At 72.0% G+C, this 18,348-nt stretch carries 19 protein-coding genes; 11 read left to right on the forward strand and 8 right to left on the reverse strand.

Annotation, left to right across the window (positions count from 1 at the left end):
- The first annotated feature begins 220 nt into the window (after nt 1–220).
- From KLP28_01645 to KLP28_01655, 3 genes are all read left to right on the forward strand, one after another.
- Nucleotides 221–421 (forward strand): hypothetical protein, encoded by a 201-nt coding sequence (locus tag KLP28_01645; GenBank protein ID QWC85512.1) that lies wholly within the window; start codon nt 221–223, stop codon nt 419–421.
- A 130-nt stretch (nt 422–551) separates the two neighbouring features.
- Nucleotides 552–1,040: a DUF456 domain-containing protein gene (locus tag KLP28_01650; protein ID QWC85513.1), complete on the forward strand. Its 489-nt coding sequence runs from the start codon at nt 552–554 to the stop codon at nt 1,038–1,040.
- Nucleotides 1,040–1,918, forward strand: coding sequence for an EamA family transporter (locus KLP28_01655; protein QWC85514.1), 879 nt, complete (start codon nt 1,040–1,042; stop codon nt 1,916–1,918). The genes KLP28_01650 and KLP28_01655 overlap by 1 nt, the downstream gene beginning before the upstream one ends.
- Nucleotides 1,919–2,032: 114 nt before the next feature.
- Here KLP28_01655 and KLP28_01660 read toward each other — a convergent pair whose 3' ends face one another.
- The 5 genes from KLP28_01660 to KLP28_01680 form a co-directional block, all read right to left on the reverse strand.
- Nucleotides 2,033–2,485, reverse strand: a complete 453-nt coding sequence (locus tag KLP28_01660; protein ID QWC85515.1) for a hypothetical protein — start codon at nt 2,483–2,485, stop codon at nt 2,033–2,035.
- Between the two features lie 79 nt (nt 2,486–2,564).
- Nucleotides 2,565–3,533, reverse strand: coding sequence for an L-histidine N(alpha)-methyltransferase (egtD, locus tag KLP28_01665; protein QWC85516.1), 969 nt, complete (start codon nt 3,531–3,533; stop codon nt 2,565–2,567).
- Nucleotides 3,530–4,276, reverse strand: a complete 747-nt coding sequence (gene egtC, locus KLP28_01670; GenBank protein QWC85517.1) for an ergothioneine biosynthesis protein EgtC — start codon at nt 4,274–4,276, stop codon at nt 3,530–3,532. Before egtC ends, egtD begins: the two co-directional genes overlap by 4 nt.
- On the reverse strand, nt 4,269–5,600 hold the full coding sequence (egtB, locus tag KLP28_01675; protein ID QWC85518.1) for an ergothioneine biosynthesis protein EgtB: 1,332 nt from the start codon (nt 5,598–5,600) through the stop codon (nt 4,269–4,271). Before egtB ends, egtC begins: the two co-directional genes overlap by 8 nt.
- On the reverse strand, nt 5,593–6,903 hold the full coding sequence (locus KLP28_01680; protein QWC85519.1) for an ergothioneine biosynthesis glutamate--cysteine ligase EgtA: 1,311 nt from the start codon (nt 6,901–6,903) through the stop codon (nt 5,593–5,595). Before KLP28_01680 ends, egtB begins: the two co-directional genes overlap by 8 nt.
- A 212-nt stretch (nt 6,904–7,115) precedes the next feature.
- On the opposite strand from KLP28_01680, the gene KLP28_01685 reads away from it, so the two are divergent.
- The 5 genes from KLP28_01685 to KLP28_01705 all read left to right on the forward strand — a co-directional run bounded on the left by KLP28_01685 (nt 7,116) and on the right by KLP28_01705 (nt 12,538).
- Nucleotides 7,116–8,327: a SpoIIE family protein phosphatase gene (locus KLP28_01685; protein QWC85520.1), complete on the forward strand. Its 1,212-nt coding sequence runs from the start codon at nt 7,116–7,118 to the stop codon at nt 8,325–8,327.
- Between the two features lie 173 nt (nt 8,328–8,500).
- Entirely contained in the window at nt 8,501–9,667 is a 1,167-nt protein-coding gene (locus KLP28_01690; protein ID QWC85521.1) for a SpoIIE family protein phosphatase, read from the forward strand.
- Nucleotides 9,660–11,771, forward strand: a complete 2,112-nt coding sequence (locus tag KLP28_01695; GenBank protein ID QWC86730.1) for a glycosyltransferase — start codon at nt 9,660–9,662, stop codon at nt 11,769–11,771. The genes KLP28_01690 and KLP28_01695 overlap by 8 nt, the downstream gene beginning before the upstream one ends.
- Entirely contained in the window at nt 11,764–12,099 is a 336-nt protein-coding gene (locus KLP28_01700; GenBank protein ID QWC85522.1) for an STAS domain-containing protein, read from the forward strand. The genes KLP28_01695 and KLP28_01700 overlap by 8 nt, the downstream gene beginning before the upstream one ends.
- Nucleotides 12,089–12,538 (forward strand): ATP-binding protein, encoded by a 450-nt coding sequence (locus KLP28_01705; GenBank protein QWC85523.1) that lies wholly within the window; start codon nt 12,089–12,091, stop codon nt 12,536–12,538. Before KLP28_01700 ends, KLP28_01705 begins: the two co-directional genes overlap by 11 nt.
- Here KLP28_01705 and KLP28_01710 read toward each other — a convergent pair.
- On the reverse strand, nt 12,502–13,605 hold the full coding sequence (locus KLP28_01710) for a hypothetical protein (protein QWC85524.1): 1,104 nt from the start codon (nt 13,603–13,605) through the stop codon (nt 12,502–12,504). The genes KLP28_01705 and KLP28_01710 overlap by 37 nt on opposite strands.
- Before the next feature lie 218 nt (nt 13,606–13,823).
- Here KLP28_01710 and KLP28_01715 point away from each other — a divergent pair, with 218 nt between their 5' ends.
- The 3 genes from KLP28_01715 to KLP28_01725 all read left to right on the forward strand — a co-directional run bounded on the left by KLP28_01715 (nt 13,824) and on the right by KLP28_01725 (nt 15,250).
- Nucleotides 13,824–14,300, forward strand: coding sequence for a hypothetical protein (locus tag KLP28_01715; GenBank protein ID QWC85525.1), 477 nt, complete (start codon nt 13,824–13,826; stop codon nt 14,298–14,300).
- Complete coding sequence (locus tag KLP28_01720; protein ID QWC85526.1) at nt 14,297–14,701, forward strand: hypothetical protein; 405 nt, start codon at nt 14,297–14,299, stop codon at nt 14,699–14,701. The genes KLP28_01715 and KLP28_01720 overlap by 4 nt, the downstream gene beginning before the upstream one ends.
- 75 nt (nt 14,702–14,776) lie before the next feature.
- Nucleotides 14,777–15,250: a hypothetical protein gene (locus KLP28_01725; GenBank protein QWC85527.1), complete on the forward strand. Its 474-nt coding sequence runs from the start codon at nt 14,777–14,779 to the stop codon at nt 15,248–15,250.
- A 2-nt stretch (nt 15,251–15,252) separates the two neighbouring features.
- On the opposite strand, the gene KLP28_01730 is transcribed toward KLP28_01725, so the two are convergent.
- Nucleotides 15,253–16,134: a hypothetical protein gene (locus KLP28_01730; GenBank protein QWC85528.1), complete on the reverse strand. Its 882-nt coding sequence runs from the start codon at nt 16,132–16,134 to the stop codon at nt 15,253–15,255.
- Complete coding sequence (locus KLP28_01735; protein QWC85529.1) at nt 16,131–18,311, reverse strand: hypothetical protein; 2,181 nt, start codon at nt 18,309–18,311, stop codon at nt 16,131–16,133. Before KLP28_01735 ends, KLP28_01730 begins: the two co-directional genes overlap by 4 nt.
- Nucleotides 18,312–18,348: the final 37 nt, after the last annotated feature.

Genomic DNA, 18,348 nt, shown 5'->3' on the forward strand with positions numbered 1-18,348 from the left:
GCGCATCACCACCTCCGCGACACGCGTACGCGGCTTCCTCAGGTCGTCGACGCCGGGGCCGATGATGTGGGTGGGATCACCCGCAGGGCGTCTCCTGCTCGCTCCGGAGCCGGGAAGGTTATGGAGCACAGGATCGTTGTGTGGAGCAGAACCGGAGGGGAAGGCTTCGCTGGCCGATGTAAGTTGGCCCTTCGGACCGACGTGAGGAAAGAGGCGAATCGTGACTACTGCAGTCGCTCCCAGCAGCCCACAGCTGACTGCGCTCGACCGGTGCGACCGGTGCGGCGCCCAGGCCTACCTGCGCGTCGAGCTCTCCGGTGGTGAGCTGCTCTTCTGCGCTCACCACGCCCGTGAGCACGACGACAAGATCCAGGAAGTTGCCGTGTCAGTCCACGACGAGACCCACAAGCTCGACGGCTGAGAAGCCAGACCGACGACGCTCGACGAGGCCCCGGGGACTCCCCGGGGCCTCGTCGCGTCCGGACCCCCGTGAGACGGTCGTCACGAGCCGGGCCCTGCGGGGGTGAGCCCCTGCGCTGAGGAGGAGACCCGTGAGCGGGCTGGAATGGCTGGTGGCCGTGGCGATGCTGGTCGCCGTCGTCGGTGCGGTGGTGCCGCTGCTGCCGGGTCCGGTGCTCGCCGTCGCCGCTGTCGCCGCCTGGTCCGTCCTCGAGCCCACGACCCTCGGGTGGGCCGTGCTCGGGGTGAGCGCGGCGATCGTGGTGGTCGGCTTCGTCCTGTCCTACCTGGTGCCGGGCCGGCGCCTGTCCCAGGCGGGCGTCCCGAACTCCTCGCTGCTGGCCGGAGCCGCGGCCGGCCTGGTGGGCTTCTTCGTGGTGCCGGTGCTCGGCCTGCCGATCGGCTTCGTCGCGGGGCTCTACCTCGCCGAGACCCGGCGCCTCGGGTCCGGTGAGTCGCGGCGGTCCACCGTGCTGGCCCTCAAGGCCGTCGCCCTCAACATCGCCATCGACCTGGCGACGGCCCTCTCCGTCGCTGTCGTGTGGCTGGTGGCCGCCCTCCACACCCCGGTCGGGCCCTGATGGGGGCCGCGATCGGCTTCGCGCTGGTCTCCGCAGTCGTCTACGGGCTCTCGGACTTCGCCGGCGGGGTCACCTCCCGGCGCACGTCGGCCTGGGGTGTCGCCGTCGCCGGAGCCGTCACGGCCTTCGTCGTCGTCGCCGCGGTGGTGCTCCTCGACCCGGCGCTGCCCGGTGTGGCCGACGCGTCCTGGGCGGTGCTGGCCGGGGTGGGGTCGGGTCTCGGCGGCGGATTCCTCTACCGGGGCTTCGCCGCCGGGCAGATGGCGGTCGTGGCGCCGGTGTCGGCGGTCGGCGCCGCGGTGCTGCCGGCGGTGGTCGGCTTCGCCCTCGGGGAGCGGCTGGGGTTGCTGCCGACGATCGGGGTGGTGCTCGCCCTGCCCGGCATCCTGCTGGTCTCGCGCGAGCCCGGGTCGGCGGCCGCGCGCCGCGAGGCCCGGCGTACGAGATCGGCGGCGGCGCCCCGATGGGCCGACGGTCTCCTCGACGGGCTCCTGGGCGGCGCCGGGTTCGGGCTGCTGTTCATCGCGCTCGGCCAGGTCACCGACGCCGCCGGGTTCGCACCCCTGGCCATCGCCCAGCTCGTCGGCGTCCTCACGCTCGTCGCGGTGGCCGGCGTCGTCGGTGGAGGCTGGCGCCCCGACCGTACGGCCTGGGTCGGCGGGGCCGTCGCGGGCACGGCGGCGGCAGGCGCCAACCTCGCGTACCAGGTCTCGGTGCAGCAGGGCTTCCTCACGGTGTCCGCCGTGCTCACCGCCCTCTACCCGGCCGTCACCGTGCTGCTGGCCGCGGCGGTGCTGCGCGAACGCATCGCCGCGTCCCAGGGCGCCGGACTCGGGGTGTGCGGGATCGCGGTGCTGCTCGTCGCGTCCGGCGGCTGAGTCGCCGCCGGACGCGCATCCGTCAGCGGAAGCTCGCGTCGACCCACGGGGTGAAGGCACGGCGCTGGCGGAACCAGTCACGCCCCGCGGTGGATCCGTCGTCCTTCGACGCCATCACGCGCACGGCCACGCGGACCGATTCGGGGTCGCCGATCGCTCGCCGCGGCACCGTCGTCCTGCTCGAGTCCCAGCGACCCTCGACGCCGAAGTCCGCCTCGGTGACCAGACGCGGTCGTCCAGGCTGTCGATCTTCACCGCGCGCCAGGGACGCCGGTCCTGTGTCGGGAGCATGGAGGCGCCGTATCCGGCCGTGCCGAGCGCACCGTTCATGACGTACTCAGGCCCTCGTCGGGTGCGGTCGGTGTCGAGGTAGACGCTGATGGTGCCGTTGAGGGTGTTGGGGATGCGGCGGTGCTTCGTCGACACGGTGATGTCGAAGGGATCGTGCGTCACGTCCACGGCGTACAGGTTCGAGCCGCTGGCGAGATCCCGGCGCGCGTCGTTGCCGGAGAACTCCTCGGCCGACGCGGCGGAGCCGCCCGTGGCGACCAGTCCCGTCGCGAGCACGGCGCCCGACGCGAGCAGCGCTGAGCCTCGACGGGCACGGCGTCCCACGGTCGGGCGAGCACGGGGACACAGCCCGCGGTCAGGCGGGGGCGATGAGGGTGAGGGCGAAGTCCTCGGACTCGTCGGTCCACCACTGCTCGATGCGCAGGTCCGCGGCGGCGAGCTCGGCGGCGAGGCGCTCGCGCCGGAACTTCGCCGAGATCTCCGTACGGATCTCCTCGCCCGCGGCCAGGGTGACGTCCAGGTCGAGCGCCTCGATGCGCACGGTCTGGTCGCGCAGGCTGCGCAGGCGCATCTCGATCCACTCGTTGTCGGCGTCCCAGACGGCGACGTGCTCGAAGGCGTCGACGTCGAAGTCGGCCTTCTGCTCGCGGTTCAGCACGTGCAGCACGTTGGTGTTGAAGGCGGCTGTCACCCCGCGCGCGTCGTCGTAGGCGGCCACCAGGCGGTCGGAGTCCTTCACGAGGTCGATGCCGAGCAGCAGGTGGTCGCCGGCGGCGAGGGAGCCCCGGACGTCGCGGAAGAACCGCGTCCGTGCGGTCGGGTCGAAGTTGCCGAGCGTGGAACCCAGGAACGCCACGAGCCGCGGCCCGGCACCGGGGAGGTCGTGCAGGTGGTGGTCGAAGTCGCCGACGACCGGCGAGACGACCAGGCCCGGGAACTCCTCGTCGACCTGGGCGGCCGCGACGCCCAGGATGACCGGGTCGACGTCGAAGGGGACGAACTGCTCCAACGTGCCCGCTCCGCGCAGCGCCCCGAGGAGCAGCCGCGTCTTCTCCGAGGTGCCGGAGCCGAGCTCGACGAGCGTACGAGCCCCGGTCGCCGCGGCGATCTCGGCGACGGTCGCGACGAGGATCGCGCGTTCGGTGCGGGTCGGGTAGTACTCCTCGAGCCGCGTGATCTCGTCGAAGAGCCGGGAGCCCTCGGCGTCGTAGAAGTACTTCGGCGGCAGGGTGTAGGGCCGCTCCCCCAGTCCGGCGCGCACGTCGTCGGCCATCTGGTCGACGAGCGTGGCGGGGTCGAGGCGTACGTCGAGGTCGGTGCTCATGGGTCCTCCGGGGACGGCGTGAGGGGACGGGTCGTGACGCGTACGCCGCCGTCGGCGTGCGCGTCACGGACGGCTTCGAGCAGGTGGTGCGTGGAGAGGTCGACCCAGCGCGGGTCGTCGTCGTAGGCCTCGCTGGCCACGGCAAGGCCGTGCTCGGTGTGCAGGTAGGACATCCGGTCGACCCAGCTCACGGCGGTGAGCCGGTCGCGCTCCAGCACCAACAGGTTCAGCGAGGCGGTGGGGTCGCGGCCGGCGACGTCCGCGACCACGTCCGCCAGCTGCTCGCCGGCGTCGAGGCATCCGAAGACGTACGCCGCGAGCACCGCCGAGTCGCACGTCGACTCGGCGGCGTGGGTGGGAGGGAGCACCGTGCGGTCGAGCCGGCCGTTGTGCGAGAGCAGCCGTCGTCCGTCGGTGAAAGGCGCCGCGGCGCTCTCCTCCATCGGCATCCCCACGCTGGCCGAGCGCACCGCCGCGACGACCGAGCCGCTGCGCAGCTGCGGCGCGACCGAGGCGAAGGACGCCTCGCCCCACAGCGGTCGCGCCGAGCGCCAGCGCACAGGCTCGCCGTGACCACCTGGGCGGTCCTCGGCGTGGAAGCCGACGCCCCACCCGTCGGCGTTGACGACGCCGCGCAGCTGCCGCTGCGGTGCGTACGACTGCTGCAGCAGGCCGGCAGGCTGCTCGAGGACCAGGTCGGCGAGGGTGCGCGGCGCGCCGAGCCACGCCAGGTGCCTACACACCGGCGGCCCCGGCTCCGGACCCGTCGACGTCCCAGGCCAGCCGCAGGCCCGAGAAGATCTGACGGCGGATCGGGTGGTCCCAGTTGCGGAAGCTGGGGCGCACGGCACCCTGCCCCACGGCCCAGGACCCCCCGCGCAGCACCTTGTAGTCCCCGCCGAAGAACGGGGCCGAGTAGTCCGCGTACAGCATCGGCCGGAAGCCCGGCCAGGAGTGGAAGTCCGAGGAGGTCCACTCCCAGACGTCCCCCATCATCTGCTCCACCCCGTACGCCGACGCGCCGGCCGGATAGGCGCCGACCGGGGCCGGCCGCAGGGCCGCGCCGTCGAGGTTCACCAGGGCCCGGGTCGGCTCGCTGTCGCCCCAGGGCCAGCGCCGACGACGGCCGGCGACCGGGTCCCAGGCGCAGGCCTTCTCCCACTCGACCTCGGTGGGGAGGCGGGCACCGGCCCACGCGGCGTACGCCTCGGCCTCGAAGAAGCTGATGTGCTGCACGGGCTCGGCGGGCGGCACGTCCTCGACGATGCCGAACCGTCGGCGCGAGCCGTCGGCGTGCCAGTACATCGGCGCTCGGAGGTCCGTGCGGGTGCGGTGCTCCCACCCGCGGGCGGACCACCAGCGTGGCTCGGCGTACCCGCCCGCGTCGATGAAGCGCTGCCAGTCGGCGTTGCTGACCGGGTGCCGGGCGATGCGGAACGCGTCGACGTGGACCCGGTGGGCCGGCTGCTCGTTGTCGAGGGCGCCGGGCTCGGCGGCCGCGTCGACACCGAGCTCGAACTCACCGGCCGGCACGAGTGCCGCGTCGCGGGCCGGGTCTTCCGCTAGCGGCCGTCCGGCGGGCAACGGCGCACCGTGGCCGAGGAGGGGTCCGCCCCGGCGGATCTGGTGCGTCGCGGTCATGGTCTCCACGTGCTGCAGCTCGTGCTGCTCGACCATGCGCACGTGGAAGGCCCGCTCCACCGCGAGCGGGTCCTCGGGGTCGGACCCGGCGAGGCCGTCGATGGTGTCGAGCACGCGTCCGCGGACGTCGCCGAGGTAGCTGCGTGCCTCTGCCGGGGTCAGCAGCGGCAGCCGTCCACGGCCCGCCCGTGGGTGCTCGAACGCGTCGTAGAGCTGTTCCACCCGCGCCGACAGCACTCCCTGGCGCCGGGAGTCACCCCCGCGCAGCAGCCACAGGTCCTCCTGCTGCCCGATGTGCGCGAGGTCCCAGACCAGCGGACTCATCAGGTCGTGGTGCTGCGTGGTGAGCTCGGCCTCCTCGACCGCGGTCACCGCGTCGGTACGGGCGCGGGCGCGTTCCATCGCCGCCGCGAGCTGCTCACGCATCCGGGGTCTCCTGTTCCTCGTCGGTGCTCGGCTCGGCCCGCGGTTGCCCTGAGGGCGCCGGGTGCGCCGCTTCGAGAACGGCCGCCTCGGCCCCGACCGCGTCGATCCGCGCGCGCACCTCGTCGCCGGGCGTGAGGCCGCGGGCCGTGAGGTCCGCGAGCCGACCGATGCTGTCGCCGACCTCGGCCCCCTCACCGTGGTGCCGGGCAGCGAGGGCGAGCACCGCCGCGGAGGCCGTCCGCAGCGCCTCGTGGCGCACGCCCGCGCGTGCGGCGGTGGCCACGTCGGGGAGCCCGGCGCACAGCCCGGGCAGCTCCGAGAGCGCCTGCTCGTGCTGCACCAGGGCGGTGACCGCCACCAGCGCGGGCCAGTAACGACCGTCCACCGCGTCGAGGCACCGCACCTCCAGGAAGCCTCGCGGCCTCACCGGCGGGAAGAGCGTCGTGAGGTGGTAGGTCAGGTCGGCCGGGGTGGCGGCCCGTCCCAGCAGGTCGGGGCGGGCGAGCCAGTCGGCGAAGCTCGTCCCGCGCCGCACCGGCTCCGCGCCCCCGCCGTGGTCGGGGACGAGCATCACCGGGGCGGCCAGGGCGTAGGAGGCCCACTGCTCCCCGGGGTCTCCCTCGGCGGGCACCGCCCCGGACCTGCTGCTCTCGAGCCCCTCCCAGGTCTGCTGACGCATCGAGGCCCAGCCGGAGCGGTGGCCGTCCAGCTGCGGGGAGCAGGCCGAGAGGGCGGTGAGCACGGGGGCCATCGCCGAGAGCGCCCGCCACCGGCGTACGCCGACCTCCCCGTCGCCGACGTCCAGGTTGACCTGCAGGGACGCGGTCGAGGTCATCATGCGTCGTCCGGCCTCGGCGCAGCCCCGCGCCGCGAAGTGCGCGGCCATCGCCGCGTAGCGCGGGCCGGGGTTGACCCGGCAGGGTTCGCGCACCGGGTCCGCGCCCCACGGCAGCAGCCCCAGGCGGTCCTGGCGACAGTGTCGACGCAAGGCGCGGACGTCGCTGTGGAGCATCGCCACGGCGGTCGCCACGTCGGGCGCCGGCGGGGCGGAGAGCTCGAGCTGCCCGCCGGGCTCGACCGTGAGACGGCTGCCGCCCGGCAGGACCGGCGCCGGCACCAGGAGCGCGGCGACGCGCTCCCAGCCGGGGCGGTGGGCCACGTCGTCGAGGTCGATCAGGTGGAACTCGAGCTCGAGCCCCACGCGCGTGGTGTCGCAGGCCGTGAACGTCGCGCGGGAGACCTGCTCACGCGCGGACTCCACGGTCAGTGGTCGTTCGGGCGCGGTCGCTGGTGCTGGCGCCATGCTTCCCCTCCAGGTCCGGACCGGCCTCCGAGGAGACCGCGGGTCGGTGCGGGGACGGTCATCGGCGACCGCCGCTGTTCCCTTCCTATCGCAGCGCCGGTGACCAGCCAAGGCGCGGATGAAACGGGACATCAGTCGGTCTCTCCCCTCCGACCCGGTGTCTGGTCCTAGACTGGTCTCGTCGCCCCGCGACCTGAGTGGACGGAGGCCCGGTGGGCACGCAGCAACCGGGCATCCTCGACGATGCGCAGCGTCTCGCCGCCGTCGAGCAGGCTCGGGCGATCGGGGACAGCACGGCGCAACGGCTCGACGCCCTCGTCCGCCTGGCGCGCACGCTGCTCGACGTGCCGGTCGCCGCCGTCAACCTGGTCGGGCGCGAGGACGTACGCCCCCTCGCCGTGGACGGCGAGGACCCCTGGCGCGTCGCCCGGGACGAGGGTCCGTGCTCCCTGGTCGTGCGGGACGGTCGGGAGATCGTCGTCGACGACGCGAAGCAGGACCCTCGTCTGCGCGACCTCGCCCCGGTCGCCGGCGACCCGCACCTGCGCTTCTACGCCGCGCGCCCGATCCGACCCTCCGGTCACACGATCGGCACGCTGTGTCTCTGGGGCCGCGAGCCGCGCACGCTGTCCACGGGCGACCGCAGGATGTTCGAGGACCTGACGTCCTGGATCGAGACCCAGCTCGAGGTGGAGAGCGGGGTCGAGGAGGCGCGCGAGGTGCAGGCCAAGCTGCTCCCGAGCCGTCCCCCGGCGATCGAGGGCCTGTCCGTCGCCGGCCGGTGTCTTCCGACGCGTGCCATCGGCGGCGACCTGTACGACTGGCGCCTCGTGCAGCGCGAGCAGGAGGAGCTGCTGCAGGTCGGCGTCGTCGACGTCATGGGCAAGGGCCTCTCGGCCGCTGTCACGGCTGCCGGGCTCCGCGCGGTGCTTCGCGGCACCGCCCGGTTCAGCACGCTCGACGACATGCTCGTACGCCTCTCGGAGTCGTTGCTCACCGAGGCCGAGGACCTGGACGACGGGCTGGACCCGATCCTCGCGACCTTGTTCTCCGCCCGGCTGCACCCCGACGGCAGGGTCTGGTGGGTCGACGCCGGACACGGCCTGGCCTGCATCCTGTCGCGCTCGGGATCGGTGCGGATCCTCTCCAGCGGCGAGCCGGCGCTGGGTGTCGACCAGGACGTCGCGTGGACGGTGCACGAGGACCGGCTCGGGGCCGACGACGTGCTCCTGATCGTCAGCGACGGGGTCGTGGGACCCTTCAGCGACCTCCAGGCCCAGTCGCCACAGCTCGCGAGCCTGTGGCGGGACGTCGACGGACCCGCAGCGCTGGTCGACCGCGTGGTCGACCTCGGTCTCCTCTCCTCGGGCGGCAGCCACGTCGACGACATCACGGTGCTCGCCGTGGCACGTCGAGCCCCCTGAGGGCGACGGCCGAGGGGTCCCGAAGCGGACCGGTCGTACGTCCCGGGTCCGGACGTACCGGCACGTTCGCGACATCTCGGCCGGACGTGCGCGGGTGATTGCGGCGAATCGCAGCGCCTGCGCCCCGCTCTCTCCTAACCTCGGAGGGAACACCTGCTTCCCCGAGGAGGGTCGTGACCAGCACCGTGCCGACGTCGACCGTGGAGGACGAGCTGGCGCCGTACGGCGGTGTCGGGCAGCGTCGCTTCGAGCGTGTCGTGGCGCTCGCCAAGGAGCTCTTCGACGTGCCTGCGGCGGCGGTGAACATCGTCGGCACCGAGATGCTGGTGCCCCTGGCCGTGGCGGGCACGGAGCTGGACCCGTTCCCCCGCGAGGTCTCCTTCTGCTCCCGCGCCGTGGACGGCGAGGGACAGCTGCTGGTCGCCGACGCGGCGCAGGACCGTCGGTTCGCCGACAACCCGCTGGTGACCGAGGACCCGCACCTGCGCTTCTATGCCGGCCAGCCGCTGACCAGCGGCGGGGAGCGGGTCGGCACCCTGTGCCTCTTCGGTTCCGAGCCGCGCGAGCTCGACGCCCGCGAGAGCCGCATGCTCCGCGACCTGGGCTCCTGGGTCGAGAACGAGCTCGCCGTCGACCACAGTGCTCGGGAGGCCGAAGGAGCGCAGCGCCGCCTGCTCCCCTCCCGCCCGGTCGACATGCCCGGCTTCGGGGTGGGAGGTCGCTGCGCGCCGGCCCGGGGCGTCGGGGGCGACGTGTACGACTGGATCGCGCTCGACGACGGCTGCCAGGTGGTGCTCTGCGACGTCATGGGCAAGGGGGTCCCGGCGGCGATGACCGCGGCCGGCGTCCGCGCGGTGCTGCGGGGCGCCTCGCCCTTCAACTCGCTCGAGAACACGATGCTGCGGGTCGACAAGGCCGTCGCCGACGACCTGGGGTCGGCCGGCAGCTTCGTCACGTTGTTCCTCGCCCGCGTCGGCGCCGAGGGCCAGGTGGGCTGGATCGACGCGGGCCACGGTCTCGCGGCGATCGTGGGTCCCGACGGTCGGGCCCGTCGCCTCAGCTCGACCGGCCTCCCGGTCGGAGTGCTCCCCGACGACAGCTGGGAGTGCCACACGGAGCACCTCGCCCCGGGCGAGGCCCTGGTGGTCGTCAGCGACGGTGTGGTGGACAACTACACCGATCTCGAGCACGCCGAGCGCATGCTCGTCCCCCTGATCACCGCCCACACCGAGGCTCAGCAGATCGCGGACACGATCGTCGACCACGCCCTCGTCCTGGCACCGCCCCGCGGCTCCCGTGACGACATCACCGCGCTGGTGATCCGTCGTGACGATGCCTGAGGCCGCCGGGGCGGGGGCCGTGGGCGCCACGGGCGCCACGGGCGTCACGCCGCCCGCGCTGGTGACCTGGAGCCCACGCCGGTTGCTCGCGGTGCGTCTGCTCGTGCTGGCCGTTCTCACGAGCGGCACGGCGTACGTCGTGTGGCGCTGGCTCTTCTCCGTGGCCTGGGTGAACTGGTGGATCGCGGTCCCCCTGATCCTGGCCGAGACCTACTCCCTGGTCGACGCCTACCTCTTCGGCACCTGCGTGTGGCGCGCACGCTCCCGCGAGGAGCCGCCGGCGGCCGACCCCGACGCGACGGTCGACGTGTTCGTGTGCACCTACAACGAGCCCATCGATCTCGTGATGACCACGGCGCGGGCCGCCCTCGAGGTGCGTCACCCGCACCGCACCTGGATCCTCGACGACGGCGACCGGCTCGAGCTGCGGGCGGTGGCAGAGGCGGCCGGCATCGGTTACCTGACCCGCTCGGCCGACTGGCGCGACCGTCCACGACACGCCAAGGCCGGCAACCTCAACAACGCCCTGATGGCCACCGACGCCGAGTTCTTCATGGTGCTCGACGCCGACCAGGTCCCCGATCCGGCGATCCTCGAACGCACCCTGGGTTACTTCCGTGACCCGGCCGTGGCGCTCGTGCAGACGCCGCAGTGGTTCCACAACGTCCCGGACTCCGACCCCCTGGGCAGCCAGGCGCCGCTGTTCTACGGCCCCATCCAGCAGGGCAAGGACGGCTGGAACGCGGCGTTCTTCTGCGGCTCCAACGCCGTCATCAGGCGCGAGGCGCTGATGCAGCTGGGTCTCGTCGGCTACGTCCGCGGCGTCGAGCACGGCGTACGCGAGGCGCTGCGCGCCTCCCGCCGGATCCTCAGCGCGGCGACCCGGCGCGCCAGACGCGAGGAGCCCGCGGTGGTGCCTCTGCTGGAACAGGTGCGCCACGCCGTCACGCAGGCGCGCGCGGACCTCGACGCGGGAGCACCGCTCGCCGAGGTCACCTACGCCTTCCAGCGCACCGTCGATGCCGTGTCCCGCAGCATGGTGGAGGCGGACGTCGCCGCGATCGAGGCGGACCTCGCCGCCCTCGCGGACCTGACTGACCGCAGCGGCACCGATGCCGACGGCTCCGAGGCACCGCCGGAGCTGGGCTTCGATCCGGCTGCCCTGGCCCTGTTGGCCTCCCGCGACTGGTCGCCGTTGGGGGCCATCGCCTCGGTCAAGGCGCTCGTCGACGCCGTGGACGTCGACCTCGGCTTCGAGGCCCAACCCCTGATGCCCCTGGCGACCGTCTCGGTGACCGAGGACATGGCCACCTGCATGCGACTGCACGGTCAGGGCTGGCGCACGGTCTACCACCACGAGGTGCTCGCGCAGGGCCTCGCCCCCGAGGACCTCCGCAGCATGCTGCAGCAGAGGCTGCGCTGGGCCCAGGGGACGGTGCAGGTCATGCTGCGCGAGAACCCCCTGGTGCAGCGTGGTCTCACGGTGGTGCAGCGGCTCATGTACTTCGCGACCATGTGGAGCTACCTCGCAGGCTTCGCCGCGGTCGTCTACCTCGTCGCACCCGTGCTCTACCTCTGCTTCGGCGTGCTGCCGGTGCAGGCGTACGGCGGGGACTTCCTCGCCTTCTTCCTGCCCTACATCCTGCTGAACCAGCTGATGTTCCTCGTCGTGGGTCGCGGGATCCCGACGTGGCGGGGTCAGCAGTACAGCCTGGCCCTCTTCCCGTTGTGGATCAGGGCGTGCGCCACCGCCGCGGCGAACGTCTGGTTCGGCAAGCCGCTCGGGTTCGTGGTCACCCCGAAGACCAGCCCGCAGGGCGCGCAGCCCTTCCCGTGGCGGTTGATCTGGCCGCAGCTGCTGACGATGGCTGTGCTGGTGGTGGCCGTGCTGGTGGGATGCGTACGCCTGGTCGCCGGGGGTCCCAACGGCGTCGTGGGAACCGGCGTGAACTCTCTGTGGGTCGTCTACGACCTGCTGATGCTCAGTGTCATCATCGAGGCGGCTCGCTACCGCGGGCCGCAGCAGGAGCCCCCGGCGCAGCCGGCGAGCACCTCGACCGGACTCGGCGCGGCCGAGCAGATGGAGGAGGCCGTCCATGGCTGACTGGGATCTCGACGTCGCGGCCACCCACGTGGTGCTGACCGCCCCCGAGCGGTTGACGATGACCTCGGCCGGGCGGCTGAAGTCGTCCGTCGACGACATCGTGCGGCAGCATCCCCCGCGTGTTGTCGTCGACCTCAGCACCACCGACTTCGTGGACTCCTCGGGCCTCGGCGCGCTGGTGGGTGGCTTGAAGTCGGCGCGTCAGGCGGGCGGCGACCTGCGGCTCGCCGGCGCCGGGGAGCAGGTCCGCAGCGTACTGCGCCTGACGAACCTGGATCGGGTGCTGCGCTCCCACGACGACGTCGCGGGAGCCGTCGGTGACTGGTGAGGGCCGCGCGCTGCCGGCGTCGTACGTGGCCACCGGCCTCGCGGTGCCCGAGCAGCTCGACGAGCTGCACGAGTTGCTCCGCTCGGCGGTGGCCGAGCACGCGGAGGTACCCGCCGAAGCCCTCATGATGTTCGAGACCGCGGTGATGGAGATCGCCGGCAACGTCGTCGAGCACGGCCGGCCGCACGGACAGGTGCTGTGGCGCTTCGACCTCACGGTCTCCGCGCACAGCCTGACCGCGCTGCTCAGCGACTCCGGCGAGGAGTACGAGCGGCCGCCCAGCGCCGGGATGCCCGACGAGTGGGCGGAGGCGGGGCGAGGACTGCCCATGGCCGAGGCCACGCTGCACGAGCTGACCTTCGAGCGCCGCGGCGAGGTGAACCAGTGGCGGATGGTCCGGCACTACGCCGCAGGGGCTCCGGAGCCGGCGGCCCCGTAGTCACGCAACCCCTGCCGGAACGCTGCCGCACTCGCCGGCGAGCTGTCGATGCGCCAGTCGGCCTCCTTGCGGAAGTCGAACCACGTGAGCCCTCGGATGCGGGGGTCCTCCGCCGCGGTGGCGAACATGCAACGGACCCACCGGGCCTTGTCACCGCCGCGCTCGGGACACCCGACCTCTCCGATGTAGGCGGGGCGGTCGCTCAGGTCGGCCAGCTGGTCCAGCCCCTCCCCCATGACGTCGGCGAAGCTCGTCCAGCTGGTGCCGGGACGGAACCCCGCCCAGTTGTAGCCGTCCAGCGCCACCCGGTCGACCCAGCGGTCCCCGGGGAACAGGGAGTCGAGCGGGACCGAGCCGGGGAACGGCACGTTGGGCGACCAGGACCAGATCACGTTGTGGGCCCCGACGTCGCGGAAGGTCTCGACCACATGTCTCCAGGCGGCGACGTGGTCGGCAGCACGGACGCCGCGACGTCCCGCACCCCAGGGGTACCAGTCGCCGTTCATGGCGTGCATGAAGCGGATGACCACCGGCTTCCCGTACGCCTCCGCCTGCCGCGCCCAGCGCCGCAGGTACCGGTCGTTGTCCCCCGCGGCGATGCCGGCGAGGTCGTACCGCGGCTGCTGCCGGCCGCCTGCGGGGTCCCAGGGCTCCCAGCTGATCTCGGGGAGGGCTCCGCGGCGGGCCACGCGTCGCGCGAGCTGCGTCGGGAAGTCCTCGAAAGCCGCCCAGGAGGCGTACCACATCACCCGGTCGGGTGCGCGTCCCGTGAGGCGTACGACCCGGTCGAGACGATCGAGCTCACCGGGCACCCGAGGAATCGTGACACCCCAGGACTGTGTGCGCATCGCGAGCAGCTCGGCGGGCGGGCGCGGCGGAGGGCCGTCCGTCGCTCCGGCGCGATCGGAGCGTTCGGAGCCGTCGGCGGCGGCCCGACTGCTGGCGGGCTCGCCGACCAGCGCGTCCGGCCCTCGGAGCGCCACCGCCGTCACCGAGCTCGCCAGGACGACGGCGACCAGCACGATCAGAGGTGTCGTGATGTAGGACGGAGGACGCGAGGAGCTCACCGGAGAAGGTTATGTGCGCGAGGGGGCGCACCGGGCGCGAACGCACGAGCCGCCCACCGGGCACCGGCGGGCGGCTCGTCTGCGAACCGTGGGCTGCCGTGGACTCAGTCCAGGTAGTCGCGCACTAAGGACGCATGAACGCTGTGCGGTTCAGCGGGATGAGCGTGCAGGTCAGGAGCGGTGTGCGGTGCAATATCTTGGACTAGAAAGGTCCCCGCATGACCACCTTGCACAACCATCCCGAACGCACCCGTGAGGCGATCTGCCCGCCGTTCTGTGCTGGCCACGACAGCCGGATGTACCAGTCCTGGGAGCCGGCGGTGCCGTCGCAGAACTACCCGGCCAGCCGACCCCACCACGCCCTTACCGAAGCACACGGGGGCGTCTCGGTCAGCGTCGGTGCGACCGAGCTGCCGGACGGCCTGCTGCCCGCGCGGGTGCAGGTCTACGTCGACGACTCGGCGGCCGAGGACATGCACCCGGCGGACGCGCACGCGCTCGGTCTGGCGATCGTCCGTGCGGGTGAGGCTGCCCGGCGCTGGAATGAGCGCCAGGCGTCATCGGTCACGGAAGGCAGCAGCATGCGCTTCGTGCGCCCGTCGTGGGTGACCGATGAGCAGTGGGCCGCGATCGACGCGGCCATGTGCGCGCACTTCGCCGGCGCCGTCCAGCGGATGACCGAGGGCGACCAGTGAGCGCCGCGGGTGACGCCTTGAATACGTTCATCGAGGACCGGGATCGGCTTCCCACGTCCTGCCCGAGCTGGTGCGCGGGTCAGCACGTGCAGGCGCTCGAGGAGGGCTGCCCGGTGGAAGACGCCTCGGTCCACACTGGCCCTGACTTCCCGGGACGCCTGCCTCGCGCGGTGAATGCTCACAGCGACGAGACGATCCGTGAGGGTGGGCAGTCGTACGAGGTCGGCCTCACTGCGACTCCGACAAACCCGCACTGGTTTGGCCCGCCGATCGTCAAGCTTAGGTCGACTGGCACCAGGGACTGCCCCGGCTTCGTCGAGTTGCCGATGCTTCCCAGTGAGGCGCGGTCGCTTGCGGCACATCTGCTGCGGCTCGCCGAGCTCGCCGAGAGCGAGCGTTGACCTGACCGACGGGCGTACGACGAACCGCCCCCCGATCCGTAGTCGGGGGGCGGTTCTGTGTCTAAGGTGCCGCACATGGAACTTCACAACTCGGACCTTCGAGACCTAGCCAAGTGGATCAACCGCATCGGTGTCGATGCGCCAGGAGTCATCCCAAGGACGGTGCTCGCCCCCCTGGTCAGCATTCCGAGCGAGATTAAGCACCTGGCCGTCCTCAAATGCGAGCGCAGCAGCGGCTCGACATCGTGGTCAATCGTCGTCGCGTCGGACGATCACGTGGCGCACCTAGAGGGGACTACCAAGGACGGGTCCAACGACAGTTCCGGCTTGACCGTACGCATCTGGGGACGGTCTCGCATTGCGCGCGTCTCGATGAACAACATCTACGCGCACGGGTCTGACCTCGACGGCGAGCGCCTGTGGGCGACGTGGACAGTGCACTTCACGGACGGCGAAACCCTTGCTCTGTCCTCAGAGGGTCACCCTTCGGCTACCGCCGTCGAGGCTGTGGAGAGCATGGCCCTTCTGCTCATCGGACGGCAGTCTTGACCCTAGACTCGTTCGACCGCATGACACTCCCCTAGCGACTGTCCCGAGCCGCATAGGCACGGCTGGCCGGGGTCGACGCAGCATCCGAGCGCCGGTCGACCTGAGTCGCACCTGCACGGCCCGTGCAGGTTGTCGGGGTGCAGGCTGCGCGCGATCAGCTTGCGAAAGTCGGTGCCGCCCGGCTGGTCGCTGAAAGTGTGGACCGTGCGCGTGGCGATCCGACCGGGGCTGATCTTGGTCAGCAGGATGCGTCCGCCGATCGGGGCGTGCAGCAGCGGGTCGGTGGCGCGGTCGTGCCGGACGGCGAGGGCGAGGTCGGCCCACTCCTGCGGGGTGACCGTCGAGGGCATCGGCGGCTGCCGGCGCCAAACCCTGAGCCCGTCGTCCAGCGCCTGCCGGACGTCGGGGGCTGAGTACGCCTCGCCCGTGGAGAGCCACTGGTCCTCGATGGCGCTCGGTGCGTGGCGGATCGGTGAGGGCGTGCAAAAGTGATCTTCGGTGCGGACGACCTCGGTGAAGTCGCTGGTGTCGTCGGCGTAGGCGGTCACGTAGCGCCCCGTGTCGTCGTCGGGGCCTGTGATGAACACGCCGCAGGAGTTGTCCCCTGACTCGCTCGGTGCCGCCCGCGCGGCGGCGAGGAAGGCGAAGGCGCAGAACTCGTCGAACCGCTCGTGCTCGCCGGTCGCGGCAGCTACGTGCATCCATCCAAGCACCTCGGCACCTCTGCGGACGTTGCCGTTGATCGAGACCGCGATCCCGCGGGCGGGGAACAGGTGCACCTTGTCGACGTTGGTCGAGACCTGCGTCATGTTGCGTGCGACCGCGAGGGTGTCAGAGCAGACGAGGGCGTGGTCTCCTTGGTGGGAGACGGCGATCATGGTCATGCGCGCAGTCCTTCCGGTAGATCGGTGGATACTGGCGGTAGCCCGAGGCGGGGCGATGCCAGGTCCAGCATGTCCTTGGTCAGGCTGCGGGTCTTGTTCTTCGCCTGCGCGTCGTCGAGGTCGGCCTTGGTCTCCACGTCGTCTGGGATCGCGAGCAGCCGCTCGGCGAGGTTCCCCGCCTTCTCTCGCGTGACGCCCATCTGCACGGCGGTCTTGGTGAACGCGGCTCGAGCACGCTCCTGTGCGGCGTCGGTGGCGCCGGCTGCCTCGGTCTGCCGGTTCCATGCCGCTGCGAGCTGTGACAGCGCCTCGCGGTTGTTACGACCGGCGGCGGTGTTGGCGTCGACCCCGGCGGTGTTCTTCTGGGCCTGACGGGTCGCGTCCGCGAGCGCCTGCTTGTAGGCGGTGCGAGCGTCGAACGCGGCCAGTGCGGCGTTCGCGGTCTCCATCAGCGCAGCAGCCTCGCGACGGTTCGCAGCAGCAGCCTCTCGAGCTGCGTTGGCCTGATCTCGGGCGGCTTCTGAGAGCGCACGCTGACCCTCGACGGCCGGGAGGCTGCTCTCGCGCACGCCGTTGATCTGCCGTGCGTACAACTCCATCTCAGCGGCGGCTTCCTCGACGTCGGAGTCGCCGAGGATGCCCTCGACGAGGTTCTTGACCTCGCGGAAGTTGTCGACGCTGAACTGGTCGAGGAACCACTTGAAGGGGTTGGACTCGACCGAGAGCTCCATGTCCTTGGACCAGTCACCGAAGCCCTCACGGGTGGCCCGCAGGATCTCCTGCTGATCCTTCAGCGCCATGCTCGCGTCCCGCGCAGCCTCGCCCAGACGGTCCAGGGACTCCCACATGTCGTCGTTGGAGTCCACGACGTCCATGCCGAAGCCGACCGCGGCACCGGCGGCCGCACCCCAGGGTCCGGCGAGGGTGCCGGCCAGACCGAGCATCGTGGTGTTGGTCAGCCCGGCCTGGTCGTCGAGATCGGAGAGCATCAGCGCCAGACCGCCGACCGCGGCGCCACCGAACGCGAGGCGCCCGAAAGACCGGCGCAGACGCTCGTTCGTGGTCGTGACGGTGCCGGCCTTCTGCCCCCAGGAGTCCAGGCCGGACCCGAACGCGGTGAGCGCGGCGGCGTCGGCCTTGAGACCCGTCAGGGCGCCCTTGGGGCGCTTGCTGAGCCCACCGAGCAGCCCGGCGAGGGCGGTGCCGTTCGCGGCGTTGTAGAGGGCCACGGCACGACTGACGGCAGAGAGACCCGCAGCGGCACCGATCAGGACGGGGCCGGCATCCGAGCGCGCCACGGAGGCGAACGCATCGGCCAGACCCTCGATCACCGGCAGCACCGCAGCGCCGACCGGTGCGGCCGCCTCGGTGAAGGCGACGAACGCGTCGACAATCGCGCCGAGGGTGTCCATCACGTCCGGGCCGGTGCGCTGGATGTAGGACACGAACTCGGCGAAGTCCTCGGACTCCGAGAGCCCCGACGCCCACCGCTCGAAAGACTCTGACATCGAGACCATGCCGGCGGAGAAGTCGTCGGCCAGCGGGTCGAAGGCCATCATCATCTCGGCCAGACCGGTGCCGAAGTTGCCGAACGTGGCACCCATCGCCTCCAGCGTCGGACGGGCCTCGCGCTCGATGTAGTCGAAGAACTCCAGCCACGACCCCTCGGTGAACGCCTCACCGGTGTCTGCTGCGAGGTCGCCCAGCGTCCCGGCGATCGTGGCGACGATCCGCTCGAACTGCGGCAGCAGGGTCAGCATGTCGACGATGCCATCGCGCATGCCGGGGAACATGTTGTCCTGAGCGGTCAGGCGCAGCGTCGACAGCTCCTCCCCCGCGTTGGACAGGAACCGCACGAACGACGCGCCCTCGGCGGAGAAGCCCTGCAACTCCTCGCGCATCTTCTCGAGGTTCGCCTGCGTCGGTGCGAGCTTGTAGTCGTTCACGGCGCCGAGCGCGTCACCCATACCGGTGAAGGCCAGCGCCAGGGTGCCCACCGCACCCGCGGCAGCCCCGGTGCCGGCGGCGAGACCGGCCATGATCGGGACGGCCTGGGCGCCGAGCGGGACCAGCGCCGGACCGAGGGCTAGCGAGGTCTGCAAGACGTTGCTCAGGCGGGTGTCGGCGGAGTCCAGTTCCTTCACGAACGCCTTGGTGGAGGCAGAGGCGGTGAGCATGCCCCGCTGAAATGCCGAGACGTCGGCGCGGAGCTTG

Source organism: Nocardioidaceae bacterium (assembly GCA_018672315.1).
Classification (GTDB): domain Bacteria; phylum Actinomycetota; class Actinomycetes; order Propionibacteriales; family Nocardioidaceae; genus TYQ2.